Below are 13,436 nucleotides of genomic sequence, written 5' to 3'. Positions count from 1 at the left end.
ACTCATGACGAATTCAGAAACCGAGAAAAGTCGGGATGAGCACGGAAAACTGCCTAAAATAGCTAAGGTACCGGTAGTGCTGCAAATGGAAGCAGTAGAGTGCGGGGTAGCATCGCTTTCGATGATTCTGGCCTATTATGGGCGCTACGAAACCCTGGAGACGCTCCGGATTGATTGCGGGGTCTCCCGGGATGGGGTAAAAGCCGGAAATATTGCCAGAACAGCCCGACTTTACGGCCTCGAGTCCCAGGGCTTTGTCTGTACCGTAGATAAGTTAAAAGAAATGACGATGCCGGTGATTATTCACTGGGATTTCAGCCATTTTGTCGTCCTGGAAGGGTTTAAAAACGACAAGGTTTATTTGTGCGATCCGGCTTCGGGACAACGGGTAATCACTACGGAAGAACTGGGACAAATGTTTACCGGGGTGGTGATTGAGTCCCGACCGGGACCGGAGTTTAAAAAGGCCGGGGAAAAGCCCGATGTCTGGAAGGCGCTGTTTAAACGGCTATCCCAAACCGGGATTTCCCCCTTACTCTATGCCCTGGTGCTGGGGGTGCTGCTGGTTATTCCGGGTTTGATTATTGCCAATTACGCCAAAATATTTGTCGATTATTACCTCAATAATACCGAAAAATTTGATATTTTGATTTTTGTTTTTATTCTGCTAAACACCGTGGTACTCCAGGCCATTCTCAACTGGCTGAAGGAGAACGCCCTGGTGCGGATGGAGAACTATATTGCCATCGACAGTGCCGGCACCTATCTTCGTCATGTCCTGCGGTTGCCGGTGGAGTTTTTTAATCAGCGCCAATCCGGTGATATCAACAGCCGGATGCAAAGCATCAATACCGTGGCAACCGCGTTGTCTTCTAATCTGGCCCGTATTCTGGTTAATCTGGTCACAGCTTTTTTATACCTGATTCTGCTTTTTCAATATAATGTCATTTTGACCCTGATTGGCATCGTCATCACCGGGATCAACATCTTTCTGCTGCAATACACAGCCAAAAAGAATGCTGACAACAACCGGGTGCTGCTGCAGTATCAGGGGAAATCGATTGGCTGGATCATGGTCAATCTGAAATCCATCGAAACCATTAAGTCAATTGGTGAGGAAGACAATTTCTTTACCCGCATCGCCGGACTCAGTGCCGAAACGCTGGCAGTGGAACAGCGGATGGGGCGGATGGAAGCCGTTATTTCGGTGCTGCCGACTCTGCTGACGGCGATCTTAACGGCTCTGATCTTTACTATCGGTAGTGAGTATGTATTAATGGGAACCATGACCATTGGGACCTTTGTGGCCTTTAATACGCTGATGACCGGCTTTACCCAGCCAATGAGTGAGCTGGTTAGCACCAGTGCCGCCTTACAGGGGATGATCGCCGATATTGCGCGTCTCGATGATGTCGAAAAATATCCGGAAGATATCGCCCTGGAGTCAGAAAAAATTTCATTGGATGGATTTGACTGTGATCAATTGGAAGGCGAGATTGAGATCCGGGATCTGACCTTTGGATATAACCGACTCTCAGACCCGATTATTCAGGGCTTGAACCTGACCCTCCGGGCTGGTGGTTCAATCGCCCTGGTCGGTTCATCGGGAAGCGGCAAATCGACGATTGCCAAAATGATTACCACCCTTTACCAGCCCTGGAGCGGTGAAATACGCATTGATGGCATTGATATTAAAGCGATTCCGGCCGAGCTGCGGGTCAACACGATGAGCTCGGTCGATCAGGAAATCGTGATGTATTCGGCCTCGGTGCTGGACAACATTACCATGTGGGATGAAACCATTGCGGTCGAGGATGTCATCCAGGCCACCAAAGACGCCTGTATCTATGAAGATATTCTGGCTTTGCCCAACGCCTTTGACCATATTTTAAGCGAAGGCGGAAAAAACTTAAGCGGCGGGCAGCGACAGCGACTGGAAATCGCCCGGGCCTTATGTAAAAATCCCCGGATCCTGGTGATGGATGAGGCTACCAGTGCGCTGGATACGGCCACCGAGGCCGAGGTCAGTGAAAACATCCGGCGCCGCGGCATCAGCACCATTCTGGTGGCCCACCGGTTATCAACGATTCGCGATTGTGATGAGATCATCGTACTGAGCTGCGGGGTTGTCAAAGAGCGCGGCACCCATGAAGAATTGATGGCTTTGGGCGGTGAGTATGCAAGTCTGATCAGAACTGAGGGATAAGAGATGGCAAAAAAACTAGAAGAGATCCGACAGATCAATAAAAAATACGATAACAGCGCCAAAAAAGCCTTTGACAGCGTTTTATCCCCCAAAAAATCGGCGGCATCCCAGGATGATAACCCGCTGATCGCGGCGGTGATCAAGGTCGCCGAAGCAATGGGAATTGTTGTGAAAATTCCGCCCCTGCGTAAGCTAAGTGGCGGCGGTGATCAATTTAAAATGATCGCCGATGAATCGGGATTTCGGATTCGCCAGGTGGACTTGAAAGCGGAGTGGTATCACAGCGACAATGGCCCGATGCTGGCCTTTACCATGACGGGAGAGCCAGTCGCCCTGATCCCTAAAACACCAACCCGCTATCGGTGCTTTCGTGCTGATGGGACATCTCAGGAAGTGGATGGCCAGTCGGAATTCGACCGGGCTTATGTTTTTTACCCACCCTTGCCCAAAGAACCAGTATCTTTTTTAGATATGATAAAATTGGGCTTAAAACTGTTCCGCCGTCGGGATCTGGTCTGGACCCTGGTGCTGGCGGTAGTGACGGCCCTGTTATCGCTGCTGCCGGCAATGGCCATGCAAGAGACCTTCAACGTCTGGATTCCCCAAAATCAATCAGTGACGATTCTGGTGGTGGGATTTATTCTGGTGGCTGTGGCCATCAGCCGGGGCCTGTTTACCATGGTTCAAAATATCTGTGTACTCCGCATCCAAGGGAAATTGTCGATATTGCAGAATTCGCTGCTGGATAAACTGTTATCACTACCGGCTTCATTTTTCAAGCAGTATTCATCCGGAGCTCTGGCCATGCGGGCCACCGGCTTTGCAATGATCCAGAAGATACTATCAGTTAATGTCATTACGATGATTATCACCAGCTCTTTTTCAATTATCAATGGATTTTATATCTTTACCATCAACACCACCATTGGCTTCCTGGCCATGGCTTTAACGGCCATCAGTGTGGCAGTCACCCTGGTGATCGGAAAAATGCAAATGAAATGTCAGCGAACCTCGCTGGAAATGTCCAATGATATTTCGGGGATGGTGTTTGAGCTGATCACCTCAGTTTCGCGGCTGCGGGTGGCCGGGGCGGAAAGTCGCTCCTATTTGAAATGGGTCCGGGAGTATGCCAAACAGCGAAAGGTGGAGTATAAAAGAGGACAGTTGATGGCGCTGTTGCGGTTAACGACCATTGCCCTGCCGACCCTGTCAATGTGTGTGATCTATTATTATGTGAGTGTCAACAGCATTTCTTCCGGGGGCTTTGTGGCCATCAATTCAGCCTTTGTTATCTTTATATCCTCGTTGCTGGGACTGGTACAAACCTTGATTTCGATTAACAGCGTAGTGCCGCAGTATGAAAATACTAAACCGATCATTGACGGTATTCCGGAAGTAGATAGTTTTAAAACGACGCCGGGAAAAATTCAGGGGGATATCGAAATAAGGCACCTGTACTTTTCCTATTACGAGGGCGGTGCAACGATTCTGGATAATATTTTTATCAATATCAAACATGGCGAATATGTGGCCATTGTGGGGGCCTCCGGCAGCGGCAAATCAACCCTGTTACGCTTGTTGCTGGGTTTTGAAAAACCGACCAGTGGCACGATTTACTGCGGCGGATTTGATCTGGAAAGTGTCGATATCCGGGAAATCAGAAAGCAAATGGGAGTGGTGCTTCAGGATAGTCAACTGATCCCCGGGGATATTTTATCCAATATCGCCGGCTCAAAAAAAGAACTGACCGAAGAAGATGTCTGGGAACTGCTTAAAAAGGTGGGCATGGATGAAGAAATCCGGGAAATGCCGATGGGTCTTAAAACCATGGTGGCAGAGGGAGCCGGAACCCTGTCGGGGGGGCAGCGGCAAAAGTTGCTAATTGCCAGAGCCATTGCTGCCAATCCAGCGATCATCTTTTTTGATGAGGCCACCAGCGCCCTGGACAACCGGTCCCAGAAGACTGTCTCGGAAAGTATGAAAAATCTTGATGCCACTCGGATTGTCATTGCTCATCGGCTCAGTACGATCATGGATTGTGACCGGATTCTGGTACTGGAAAAGGGTACCATCGTTGAAGCTGGTACCTATGATGAACTGATGAAAAAAGAAGCTTATTTTTATAAATACGCCAAAAGACAACTGGTCTGATAAAGTGCAGAAAAAAACCAGAAGCATCCTCCGTTAAGACGGCGGAACTTCTGGTTTTTTCTGGTTAGGAGATGGGGTTGATTATTTATTTTAGTATTCTAAATACGCAGTAGTTAATACTTAATAAAGCTGGTTCCGGGAACACCACAGATCGGGCATTTATCAGGCACTGCTTTTTCAATATTTCCGCAGAGGGGGCAAAGGTAGTAGAAGACTTCTTCGGTTTGATCCAGATTTTCCAGGGCTTCCTGATACAGTCGGGCATGAACAGCTTCGGCTTTCATGGCAAAAGTAAAGGTTTTGATGGCTTCTTTGTTTCCTTCGGCTTCAGCTTCTGTTAAGAAGTCGGGATACATTTCAGTATATTCATGGGTTTCGCCGGCGACGGCATCTTTAAGGTTTTCTGCTGTTGTATGAATCTTTCCAGCCACTTCAAAATGCTTCAGAGCATGTAGCGTTTCTGCATCAGCTGCCGCTTTAAATAATTTAGCCGCATTAATGTTTCCATCTGCTTCAGCTTTTTTTGCATAAGCAGTGTACTTTCTGTTTGCCTGGGACTCGCCGGCAAACGCCTCCATAAGATTGTTCAATGTTTTTGATTCTGACATTTGTTTTCCTCCATATCAATAGTTTAAATAGGTAGTTCGATTTAGCAAGAGTCTGGAAAGAAAGGGGAACGTTCCAGACTCTTGTGGATGAACCTTTTTTACAAGAAATAATTACTAAACAGTAATGATTGTAAATAAGATATCATAGAAAAACCGCAGTGTCAATAAAATTTGGGAAAAAAGTAAAAATGAAGATAAAAAAACCGAAGCAATTGCCTCGGTATCGATTATTGTTGTTCACAGTCGTCAGCGGTGATTTCCTCATAAATCATCTGCATTTCCTCATCGAGTCGGGTAATCGACTCGGCGCAGTATTTCAGTCGTTCCCGGAGTCCTTCAGACATATCGCTATGTCCTTTATATTTGAGCTGATGTTCAAGACTGGCCCAAAAATCCATGGCGATGGTGCGGATTTGGATTTCCACCGGAACGGATTCGGTTCGTTCCGCCAGAAAAATAGGTACCAGAACAATCAGGTGGAGGCTGCGGTAGCCGTTTTTCTTAGGCTCGGTGATATAGTCGTTTTTACGGACCAGGGTAATATCATCCTGCCGCAGTAATAGGTTGGCAATTCGGTTGATGTCATTTAAATAGTTACAGATCACCCGAACGCCAGCAATATCAGTCAGGTTTTTGCGGATATTTTCAGCAGTGATCTCCAGACCTTTTTTCTGCATTTTTTCAGCAATGCTCTGGGGCGCTTTTAATCGGTATTCCATGTGATGAATCGGATTGTGGTCGTATCTGGCCTGGAATTCTTCATCGAGGATTTCAAGCTTGGTTTTAATTTCTTTGATGGCAGCACGATAAATCTGCTGTTGAAGGAGAAATTCTTTCAGACTTCCGTTAATGTCCAGATCTTCAGAAAAGGGGACTTCAGTTGAATTAATTTGCATTGTTTTTTATCACTTTCAATCAATTAAGAGTAGAAAATGCCTTTCTATAGTTAATCGTGTCAATAAGCAAGCTGTAAATAGGGAAACGTTGCAATATCAATAAAGGCTGGGGAGTTATGGCCTTAACAAGTATCTCAACAATGGTGAGCGCATGTGATGAATGCGGTTGCTATTAATAAAGTCTACAACGAGTAATTGTACATCTAAAACCTTAGGTGCATTTTAAGGAATGGCGAATGTGATAAATATAACCGAAATTTTTGGTGATCACCAAGCGATGTAAGGGGATAACGGAGTTGCGAAAGCCTGGAATGGTGATATTTGGCGAATTTGAAAGATTTGTTTTAAGATCAATGGGTATAATAATAACAAACAGAGAAAGAAAGGAAGTGGCCCTATGGGATTTTTCACCTGGATTATACTTGGAGGGTTAGCCGGTTGGCTGGCCAGCATGCTGACTAAAAACAATGAGAAGATGGGATTAATTAAAAATATCGTGGTCGGAATTCTGGGAGCAATGATCGGCGGATTTGTATTTAGCTTTTTTGGAACAGCCGGGGTAACCGGGTTTAATTTATGGAGTATTTTTGTTGCCTCGGTGGGGGCGGTAATCCTGCTGGTTATCATTAATTTGTTTACAAAATAAAGAGTATATTTAACTGCAGGTTCCAATTGGTCGGGAAAGAGGCGAGGTTTCTCTCTTCCCGACTTTTTATGAGCGTAAAATAAATGGCGGCCCTGAAGACCAGGGTCTTTTTGTGATCATCTGAGAATATCGGCAAAATAAATAACGTTTTCAGAAAATTAAACAATAAAATTCAGAGCTCATTCACAGAACAGTCACTTTAGGGGAATAGAATGCTGACAAGAATATAAAGGAGGTCAGACCTATGAAACCTATTGTGATTATCCCTGCTCTGAATCCAGATGAAAAATTAGTCACCTTAGTTGAACAATTGAAGCAATATAATTTAACGACAGTTATTGTAAATGATGGCAGTACCCCAGGGTATGAAATTATTTTTGATATATTAAGAGAAAAGTTGGACTGTGTGGTTTGCGTCCACACTAAAAATATGGGCAAGGGGGTAGCTTTGAAAACCGGGATTGCCTATGCCGCCAATGTTTATCCAGATGCACCGGGTTATGTTACCGCCGATGCTGACGGACAGCATTCACCAGAGGATATTTTGAAAGTTGTCAGGATGATGGAAAAAAACTCTGGAAAATTCATTCTGGGAACCCGGGATTTCAATAACGAAAAAACGCCCTTTAAAAGCAAGTGGGGCAATCGTATTACATCTTTTGCCTATTGGTTAACGACTGGGGAACGGTGTCCGGATACCCAAACCGGGCTAAGGGGAATTCCGATGAGTTGGACAAAAAAGTTGCTGGAAATTCCCGGCGACCGTTATGAGTATGAAATGAATGTACTGCTTGAAGCAGGCAAAAGTCGGATACCATTTGTGGAGATCCCGATTGAAACCATCTATCTGAATGAAAATAAAGCTTCTCATTTTCATGCGATTAAAGATTCAGCCCGGATCTACCTTAATATCCTGAAATTTAGTTTATCATCCTTTGTTTCGGCAATTGTGGACAATTCGGTCTTCACGCTACTGATACAGATCGCCTTTGGGTCCACCTTTCTGGGTATCCTGGAGGCAACGATTATCGCCCGGGTAATGTCCGGCGGGGTCAATTATATCCTCAATAAGCACTGGGTATTTCAGAATAAGGACCGCGAAGGCAAGGCGGCATTACAGTATGCGATCCTGTTTATCAGTCAAATGCTGTTAAGCTGGTTTTTCGTTTCAAGTTTAAGCAGTCTGCCTATTCAATTGACCCTTTTAAAGATATGCGTCGATACCGGATTATTTTTCGGCAGTTACCTGATTCAGAAAAATCTTATTTTCGGTGAACAGCGAAAGGAGTATCGCCTCAAATGATTAAATTTTTTTCTAAACCCTACCGCTGGGCAGGGGTTTTCTCCCTATTATTGGTGGGGATGTTTACCTTTGTACTGCTGGACGCCTTTGTGATTCAGAAATCGATGGTGATTGTAGCGTCGGAAACAGGTACCGAAACGGCCACAGTGGTGGAAGTTGAGCCAGTGGTCACGGAAACCTCCTATGCAGATGAGCATATCGAGATCAGCATAGAAACGCTGCAAGAATATGATTCGACCATTTATGTGGCCGACATTCAGATTTCTGATGCCTCATATCTGAAAACGGCCTTCGCCAATAGTACCTATGGCCGAAATGTCAAAGCCAAAACATCGGATATCGCTGCGGCTCAGAATGCCATATTTGCCATCAATGGTGATTATTATGGTTTCCGGGATGAGGGCTATGTCTTGCGTAATGGTGTTGTCTATCGGGACAGTGCCAGTGAAAATGAAGCACTGGTTATAGATAAAACCGGGAATTTTTCAATTGTCTCTGAAAGCGAAGTCAGGATGACTTCACTGAGTGAGAATTGGCAGGTTTTGTCCTTTGGTCCCGCCCTGGTTGAAAATGGTACCATCACGGTAGACAGCAGCAGCGAGGTTGGTCAGGCCAAGGAAAGCAACCCCCGAACAGCCATCGGTCAGATTTCAGCAGGCCACTATCTTGTGATCGTTTCTGACGGCCGGACAGATGAGAGCGAGGGACTTTCGCTGCTGGAATTAGCCCAGGAATTTCAGGAAAGAGGTTGTACCGTTGCCTATAATCTGGACGGCGGCGGATCCTCCACCATGGTTTTTAATGGTGAGGTGATCAATAATCCCACCGACGGCCGAAGTATTGAAGAGCGGGAGGTCAGTGACATTGTTTATTTCGGGTATTAAAATAAAAAGCAAAAAGATTCGTAAGACCATTGCTGTATATCTGCTGCTGGCGCTGGTGGCCATTGCCGTCAATCTGATTTATAGTTTGTTTGGTCATGGAGTACATTCAGCAGCAATGACATGGATGTTCTTATACCCGCTATTGGGCGGGGCTTTAGTTTATTTTCTGATTGACCGCGGCAGTCCTTTGATCACCCGATTTGTTGTTTATCGCATTGCTTATAATAGCTATAACTCAGGGATTGGGGCCCTGACAGTGGGGAGCTTCCTGAAAGGAATACTCGAAATTGCTGGCACCAATTCCGACTATCTGGCGTTTTTTATAATCCTGGGTTGGTTGTTGATTGCCATCGGGTTGGCAATATTTGCTTTTCTGACAGTCAAAAATTCCCGTCGAGCCCAGCCTCAAAAAGCCCAGTCACCATTGAACTAGCCGTGATTCATGAATGACGCTGATTTTTGTAGCAGCACACGTATTAAGAAGCAGAAAAAAGCAAGTAGGATCTCTTTTATAGAGGTCTTACTTGCTTTTTGAAAGCGCAATTTAGAAAATCAGCTAGTCCATTTTAGAAAGTGGATCCGCTACGCAAGTGAATGAGGGGGTTATTTTGTACGGCTGTTTTTTATTTCATATAACTTCTTGTCTGCTTCAATGATGACCTTTTCGAGAATTTCTTCGTTACGCATCTGGTATAATCCAAAGCTGGCACTGATGTGGATAAGGGTATCGTTATAATTAATTTCGATGGTGTCGAGAACATGTTTTAAGCGGGCGATGAGGATGGATGCTTCGGCATAATTGGTACTGGACATCAGCAATACAAATTCATCCCCACCATAGCGGCCAAATAGGTCAAAATCCCGGATGCTTTCATTGATCGTTTGGGCGACTGTTTTTAAAACCAGGTCTCCGGCATGATGACCGTAGGTATCATTGATATTCTTAAATCGATCAATATCGATCATGGCAACACAAAGATCTGCATGAAATCGTTTGGCTTTGGAAAATTCAACAGTGGCCAATTGTTCAAAATACTGACGATTGTAGATCCGGGTCAGACCGTCCCGCTGGGCAAGATCGCGCATTTTCTGACCTTCCACCTTATCCGTCACATCCATGCAGCTGCCAATATAGCCGGCAAATTCATGATCGTTGATATAGTAGGGAGTGCCCCGGTCATTGATCCAGCGATAAACGCCATCCTTTCGTTTAAGTCGGTATTCCATTTCAAAGGATTCCTGTTTGGCAAAGGCGTCTAAATAAATTTTCAGGCACATGTCAAAATCCTCAGGATGAACGCCTTCGGCCCAGCCGGTTCCGACTTCTTCGGCCATGGCTTTGCCGGAAAAACTCAGCCAGGTGGTGTTAAAGTAATTACACAATGTATCGGTACCAGCACGCCAGATCATGTTAGGGGATGACTCAACAATGATCCGGTATTGTTCATTATCCAGTGTCATGGAAATACCTCCAGAAAATTTAAATATTAACGGTTTAGATTTAATACTTATTATAGCCTGAGTTGGGTATCTTTGCAGTAAAATTTTAGCGCGTCAATTTATTTATTTTTGCTGCCGGGAAAGTAATCGCAAAGGGATCAACCTTAATAATTGCGAGGGGCTTGAAACGGCCCAGATCGGGAAAGAAATTTTCGTTTATGTTAAGATCGGTCATCGTTGCAAAGCGACCGGTACCTGTGCCGGAAAAGGTGGTTCGAAAGGCCTTGTTATCCCAGTGCTGAATCAACGGAAAGGGTAGCAGCCGGGTGCTGACCGGAAACGGGATCGGACCGGTTTTGAAACTGGCCTCAAAGATGGGCGAGGATTCCCCGTTGTTTCTGTTTGTGACGGTCACTTTTTCGCTTTTGTCTGACTGGGGTTCAAAATTGAATTGGGCCAGTTCTTTGGGGATCCCCCAGTTTTTCCGGCCATTTTCCACTGAAGCCTGGGATGACACATAAATTTTGCTGATGGTATGTTTCTTTTCCTGGTGATATTGATATTTGCCAGGGATGACAAGCAGTTCACCATAGGGGCCACAGTCGGAGGTCTGATAATTTACCAGCATCACACTGCCAAAACCGGGGATCGCCTGATCAGTGAGAAACTCTGGGGCTTGTTGATTGGCAAAGCTGGTGCCAAATCGATAGAGAAGAATATAGCCGTAGCCGCGTAAGGTCCAGGGGGCGGGATAATCAGTCATGTACGGTCCTCCATTTAGATAGTTTATCGGCTTCCTGCTTTTTTATCAGCGGGTGGATCAGGCCCAGATGATGAATAAGCTGAAAAATTTTGGAAGGGTAGATGTGAGCCTTGTTTTTTTCGATGCCAGCCACGTAATGTCGAGCTACCGCTTCGGGGGTCTGAGTTGGAAAAAGGTCAGGATTGTCATTCTTGAAAAATGCCGTTTTGGTGGCAATCGGGTGGATCAGCGAAATCACCTGATGACGGGGAAGTTCAAACCGGGCGGCTTCGAAAAACCCCTGCAGACTGTGTTTGGTGGCCGAGTACAGGGCATAGCCGGGAAGCGGTAAAAAACTCATGGCACTGGCGGTCACGGCAAACTGAAAGGGCTGGTCACCCTTTATTTTTTTTAGTCTGTGAAAAGCATAGATGGGGGAAGTGACATTCGTATCAAAAATGGCTTCAATATGATCCCAGTCTGCCTGTTCGGCCCCTTCATAATAAGAAAATCCGGCATTGGCAATAAATATATCAACCCCACCGAGAATGGTTTCGGCTTTGGTGAACACTGAATCAACCCCCAATTGGGTTGAAATATCTGCTTGCATATAAGTGATGGTGGAAAAATCCGGCGTAAAGGCTTGGCGACCCACGGCTAAAACCCGGGCGCCTTTATGATGGAGCAGCGGTTGCAGGGCAAGTCCGATGCCCGATGAAGCCCCGGTTAGAATAATCCGTTTACCGTTTAAATTCATAAGTCATCATTTCCTTTCCATGATGTTTCGTCAAGGCCCAGTAATTCTTCAAGCTGAAACATCATCGTTAAAATTGTCTGGGTACGTTCGGACCCAAGATTTGTACTGGCTTTTTCGATGACCTGATAATGAAAGGCATCGATTTCTGCGATTACAGCTTTTCCTTTAGCAGTTATCTGAAGTGATTTGATTCGACGATCGGACTTTTTTTCAAACCGCAGCAGCAATTCTTTTTTGACCAGTCCATCGACCAGTCGGGTGGCCTGGAAGGGTTTTATGCCGAGTAGCTCAGTGGCATAACCCATACTGAAATCGTTGGTGCTCGAGAGCTGTTTCAGGAGCAGCATTTCCTGCCAGGAAATTGAAAATTTTGCCAGCTCCATTTGTTCAAATTTATAAATAGCCTGTAAGAATGCAAAAAGAGCATCATTGACCTGTTGTTTATCCATCATTCACCTCGTTTATTTGCGATATGCAAATAGTTTAGCACAATTAATTGCGCATTGCAAATTAAATATCAAATCAACCGGATAAAAAGTTTTCAGCACTTTTTAGATTTATTTTCTTTAAGGTTTGTGGTATTCTTTTACCAGCGTCACCGTATCAAAAATTAACAAAAGAGGAAGATGAGAGCGTAAATGAAGATACTGAGATTTTTACTGATTTTTGTGCCGATAAGTATTGTGGGAGAATTCATGCATTTTTCACCCACCTTGATGTTTATTTTGTCAGCTTTGGCCATTATCCCCCTGGCGGGCATTATGGGAGAGGCAACCGAAGAAATTTCTTTTTATTCGGGGCCGCGAATCGGCGGATTTCTCAATGCCACCTTTGGTAATGCCACCGAATTGATCATCGCCTTTTTTGCCATGCAGGCTGGGTTGTTTGACGTGGTCAAAGCGTCGATTGCCGGTTCGGTGATTGGTAATATTCTACTGGTGCTGGGGGCCAGCATGCTGATGGGGGGGATTAAGTTTAAATCCCAGACCTTTAATAAACAATCCATTGAGGTGTCATCCAGTATGCTGCTGTTTGCTGTCATTGGTTTAACTGTTCCGGCGATCTTTACCCATACAGTTGCGGCCGATCTTCTCAATACCCGCTATGAGGGTCTCAGTATTACGGTAGCGGTGATCATGTTTGCCATTTATCTGATGAGTCTGTATTTTTCTTTTTATACCCATAAAGATATTTACTCGGCAGTACCAGAGGAGGAAGCCACACCCAAGTGGTCCCTCAACAAGGCGATTGCTGTTTTAGTTGGCGCAACCGTCCTCATCGGTGTCGAGAGTGAGATGTTTGTGGGAGCGGTTGAACCGATGACTGAAGCCATTGGACTGAGCGAGTTTTTCGTGGGGATTATTCTGGTGCCGATTATCGGAAATGCTGCGGAACACAGTACCGCCATTGTGATGGCTTATAAAAATAAAATGGACGTAGCAATGGAGATCGCCATTGGTTCCAGTCTTCAGATGATTCTTTTTGTTACACCGGTGCTGATTTTTTTGAGCCTACTGTTTACGCCGATGAGCATCATTTTTAACGAGTTTGAACTGGTAGCCCTGGTTTTATCGGTACTGATTGCCAATCGGGTCGCCAGCGACGGGGAATCCAACTGGCTGGAAGGGGTTCAGCTGCTGGCAGTCTATCTGATTATGGCGGTGTCATTTTTTATTCTTTGATTCTTTGATTCAATCAATGCTCTTAATGAAGGAAATTCCAACAAATTATTTTTCTAGTTTGTTGGAATTTTATTTTTGATAGGGATATGGTGGGTATAAAGAATTAAAAGCGTCGGTTATA

13 protein-coding genes are annotated in these 13,436 nt (G+C 45.2%); 7 read left to right on the top strand and 6 right to left on the bottom strand.

Annotated elements, in window-relative coordinates:
* Positions 1-4: 4 nt before the first annotated feature.
* Together A3KS_RS0103160 and A3KS_RS19865 are read left to right on the top strand one after the other, a co-directional pair.
* Complete coding sequence (locus A3KS_RS0103160) at positions 5-2,206, top strand: NHLP family bacteriocin export ABC transporter peptidase/permease/ATPase subunit (RefSeq protein ID WP_051355623.1); 2,202 nt, start codon at positions 5-7, stop codon at positions 2,204-2,206.
* Positions 2,207-2,209: 3 nt separating this feature from the next.
* Entirely contained in the window at positions 2,210-4,357 is a 2,148-nt protein-coding gene (locus tag A3KS_RS19865; RefSeq protein ID WP_051355622.1) for an NHLP bacteriocin export ABC transporter permease/ATPase subunit, read from the top strand.
* 113 nt (positions 4,358-4,470) lie between these two features.
* Here the strand turns inward: A3KS_RS19865 and A3KS_RS0103150 are convergent, their stop codons facing one another.
* Both A3KS_RS0103150 and A3KS_RS0103145 read right to left on the bottom strand, forming a co-directional pair.
* Complete coding sequence (locus tag A3KS_RS0103150) at positions 4,471-4,965, bottom strand: rubrerythrin family protein (protein ID WP_026393673.1); 495 nt, start codon at positions 4,963-4,965, stop codon at positions 4,471-4,473.
* 227 nt (positions 4,966-5,192) lie between these two features.
* Positions 5,193-5,861, bottom strand: coding sequence for a GTP pyrophosphokinase (locus tag A3KS_RS0103145; protein ID WP_051355621.1), 669 nt, complete (start codon positions 5,859-5,861; stop codon positions 5,193-5,195).
* Positions 5,862-6,258: 397 nt separating this feature from the next.
* Between A3KS_RS0103145 and A3KS_RS0103140 the strand changes: the two genes are divergently transcribed.
* The 4 genes from A3KS_RS0103140 (at position 6,259) to A3KS_RS19860 (ending at position 9,127) form a co-directional block, all read left to right on the top strand.
* Positions 6,259-6,507 (top strand): GlsB/YeaQ/YmgE family stress response membrane protein, encoded by a 249-nt coding sequence (locus tag A3KS_RS0103140; RefSeq protein WP_026393671.1) that lies wholly within the window; start codon positions 6,259-6,261, stop codon positions 6,505-6,507.
* Positions 6,508-6,751: 244 nt separating this feature from the next.
* A complete protein-coding gene (locus A3KS_RS0103135; protein WP_026393670.1) occupies positions 6,752-7,810 on the top strand; it encodes a bifunctional glycosyltransferase family 2/GtrA family protein in 1,059 nt (352 codons plus the stop codon).
* Positions 7,807-8,694 carry a phosphodiester glycosidase family protein gene (locus A3KS_RS0103130; protein WP_026393669.1) on the top strand — a complete coding sequence of 296 codons (888 nt, stop codon included), beginning with the start codon at positions 7,807-7,809 and terminating at the stop codon, positions 8,692-8,694. The genes A3KS_RS0103135 and A3KS_RS0103130 overlap by 4 nt, the downstream gene beginning before the upstream one ends.
* A complete protein-coding gene (locus A3KS_RS19860; protein ID WP_156913193.1) occupies positions 8,669-9,127 on the top strand; it encodes a hypothetical protein in 459 nt (152 codons plus the stop codon). The genes A3KS_RS0103130 and A3KS_RS19860 overlap by 26 nt, the downstream gene beginning before the upstream one ends.
* Positions 9,128-9,297: 170 nt before the next feature.
* Here A3KS_RS19860 and A3KS_RS0103120 read toward each other — a convergent pair whose 3' ends face one another.
* The 4 genes from A3KS_RS0103120 to A3KS_RS0103105 form a co-directional block, all read right to left on the bottom strand.
* Complete coding sequence (locus A3KS_RS0103120) at positions 9,298-10,155, bottom strand: sensor domain-containing diguanylate cyclase (protein WP_026393668.1); 858 nt, start codon at positions 10,153-10,155, stop codon at positions 9,298-9,300.
* A gap of 85 nt (positions 10,156-10,240) precedes the next feature.
* Positions 10,241-10,897 carry an acetoacetate decarboxylase family protein gene (locus tag A3KS_RS0103115; RefSeq protein ID WP_035355083.1) on the bottom strand — a complete coding sequence of 219 codons (657 nt, stop codon included), beginning with the start codon at positions 10,895-10,897 and terminating at the stop codon, positions 10,241-10,243.
* Positions 10,890-11,633 carry an SDR family NAD(P)-dependent oxidoreductase gene (locus A3KS_RS0103110; protein ID WP_026393666.1) on the bottom strand — a complete coding sequence of 248 codons (744 nt, stop codon included), beginning with the start codon at positions 11,631-11,633 and terminating at the stop codon, positions 10,890-10,892. The genes A3KS_RS0103115 and A3KS_RS0103110 overlap by 8 nt, the downstream gene beginning before the upstream one ends.
* Positions 11,630-12,082 (bottom strand): MarR family winged helix-turn-helix transcriptional regulator, encoded by a 453-nt coding sequence (locus tag A3KS_RS0103105; protein WP_026393665.1) that lies wholly within the window; start codon positions 12,080-12,082, stop codon positions 11,630-11,632. The genes A3KS_RS0103110 and A3KS_RS0103105 overlap by 4 nt, the downstream gene beginning before the upstream one ends.
* A 189-nt stretch (positions 12,083-12,271) precedes the next feature.
* Here A3KS_RS0103105 and cax point away from each other — a divergent pair, with 189 nt between their 5' ends.
* Entirely contained in the window at positions 12,272-13,315 is a 1,044-nt protein-coding gene (gene cax, locus A3KS_RS0103100) for a calcium/proton exchanger (protein WP_026393664.1), read from the top strand.
* Positions 13,316-13,436: the final 121 nt, after the last annotated feature.

This window comes from Acetobacterium malicum subsp. dehalogenans DSM 11527 (assembly GCF_000472665.1).
In the GTDB taxonomy this organism is placed as follows: Bacteria; Bacillota; Clostridia; order Eubacteriales; family Eubacteriaceae; genus Acetobacterium; species Acetobacterium malicum.
Note: the sequence above shows the minus strand (reverse complement) of the source record. Positions and strands in the feature narration are given on the sequence as shown.

What these genes read in the sequence shown, in the direction of transcription:
- A3KS_RS0103160 (WP_051355623.1), top strand. Translation starts at nt 5, where the DNA reads ATGACGAATTCAGAAACCGAGAAAAGTCGGGATGAGCACGGAAAACTG.
- A3KS_RS19865 (WP_051355622.1), top strand. Translation starts at nt 2,210, where the DNA reads ATGGCAAAAAAACTAGAAGAGATCCGACAGATCAATAAAAAATACGAT.
- A3KS_RS0103150 (WP_026393673.1), bottom strand. Translation starts at nt 4,965, where the DNA reads ATGTCAGAATCAAAAACATTGAACAATCTTATGGAGGCGTTTGCCGGC.
- A3KS_RS0103145 (WP_051355621.1), bottom strand. Translation starts at nt 5,861, where the DNA reads ATGCAAATTAATTCAACTGAAGTCCCCTTTTCTGAAGATCTGGACATT.
- A3KS_RS0103140 (WP_026393671.1), top strand. Translation starts at nt 6,259, where the DNA reads ATGGGATTTTTCACCTGGATTATACTTGGAGGGTTAGCCGGTTGGCTG.
- A3KS_RS0103135 (WP_026393670.1), top strand. Translation starts at nt 6,752, where the DNA reads ATGAAACCTATTGTGATTATCCCTGCTCTGAATCCAGATGAAAAATTA.
- A3KS_RS0103130 (WP_026393669.1), top strand. Translation starts at nt 7,807, where the DNA reads ATGATTAAATTTTTTTCTAAACCCTACCGCTGGGCAGGGGTTTTCTCC.
- A3KS_RS0103120 (WP_026393668.1), bottom strand. Translation starts at nt 10,155, where the DNA reads ATGACACTGGATAATGAACAATACCGGATCATTGTTGAGTCATCCCCT.
- A3KS_RS0103115 (WP_035355083.1), bottom strand. Translation starts at nt 10,897, where the DNA reads ATGACTGATTATCCCGCCCCCTGGACCTTACGCGGCTACGGCTATATT.
- A3KS_RS0103110 (WP_026393666.1), bottom strand. Translation starts at nt 11,633, where the DNA reads ATGAATTTAAACGGTAAACGGATTATTCTAACCGGGGCTTCATCGGGC.
- A3KS_RS0103105 (WP_026393665.1), bottom strand. Translation starts at nt 12,082, where the DNA reads ATGGATAAACAACAGGTCAATGATGCTCTTTTTGCATTCTTACAGGCT.
- cax (WP_026393664.1), top strand. Translation starts at nt 12,272, where the DNA reads ATGAAGATACTGAGATTTTTACTGATTTTTGTGCCGATAAGTATTGTG.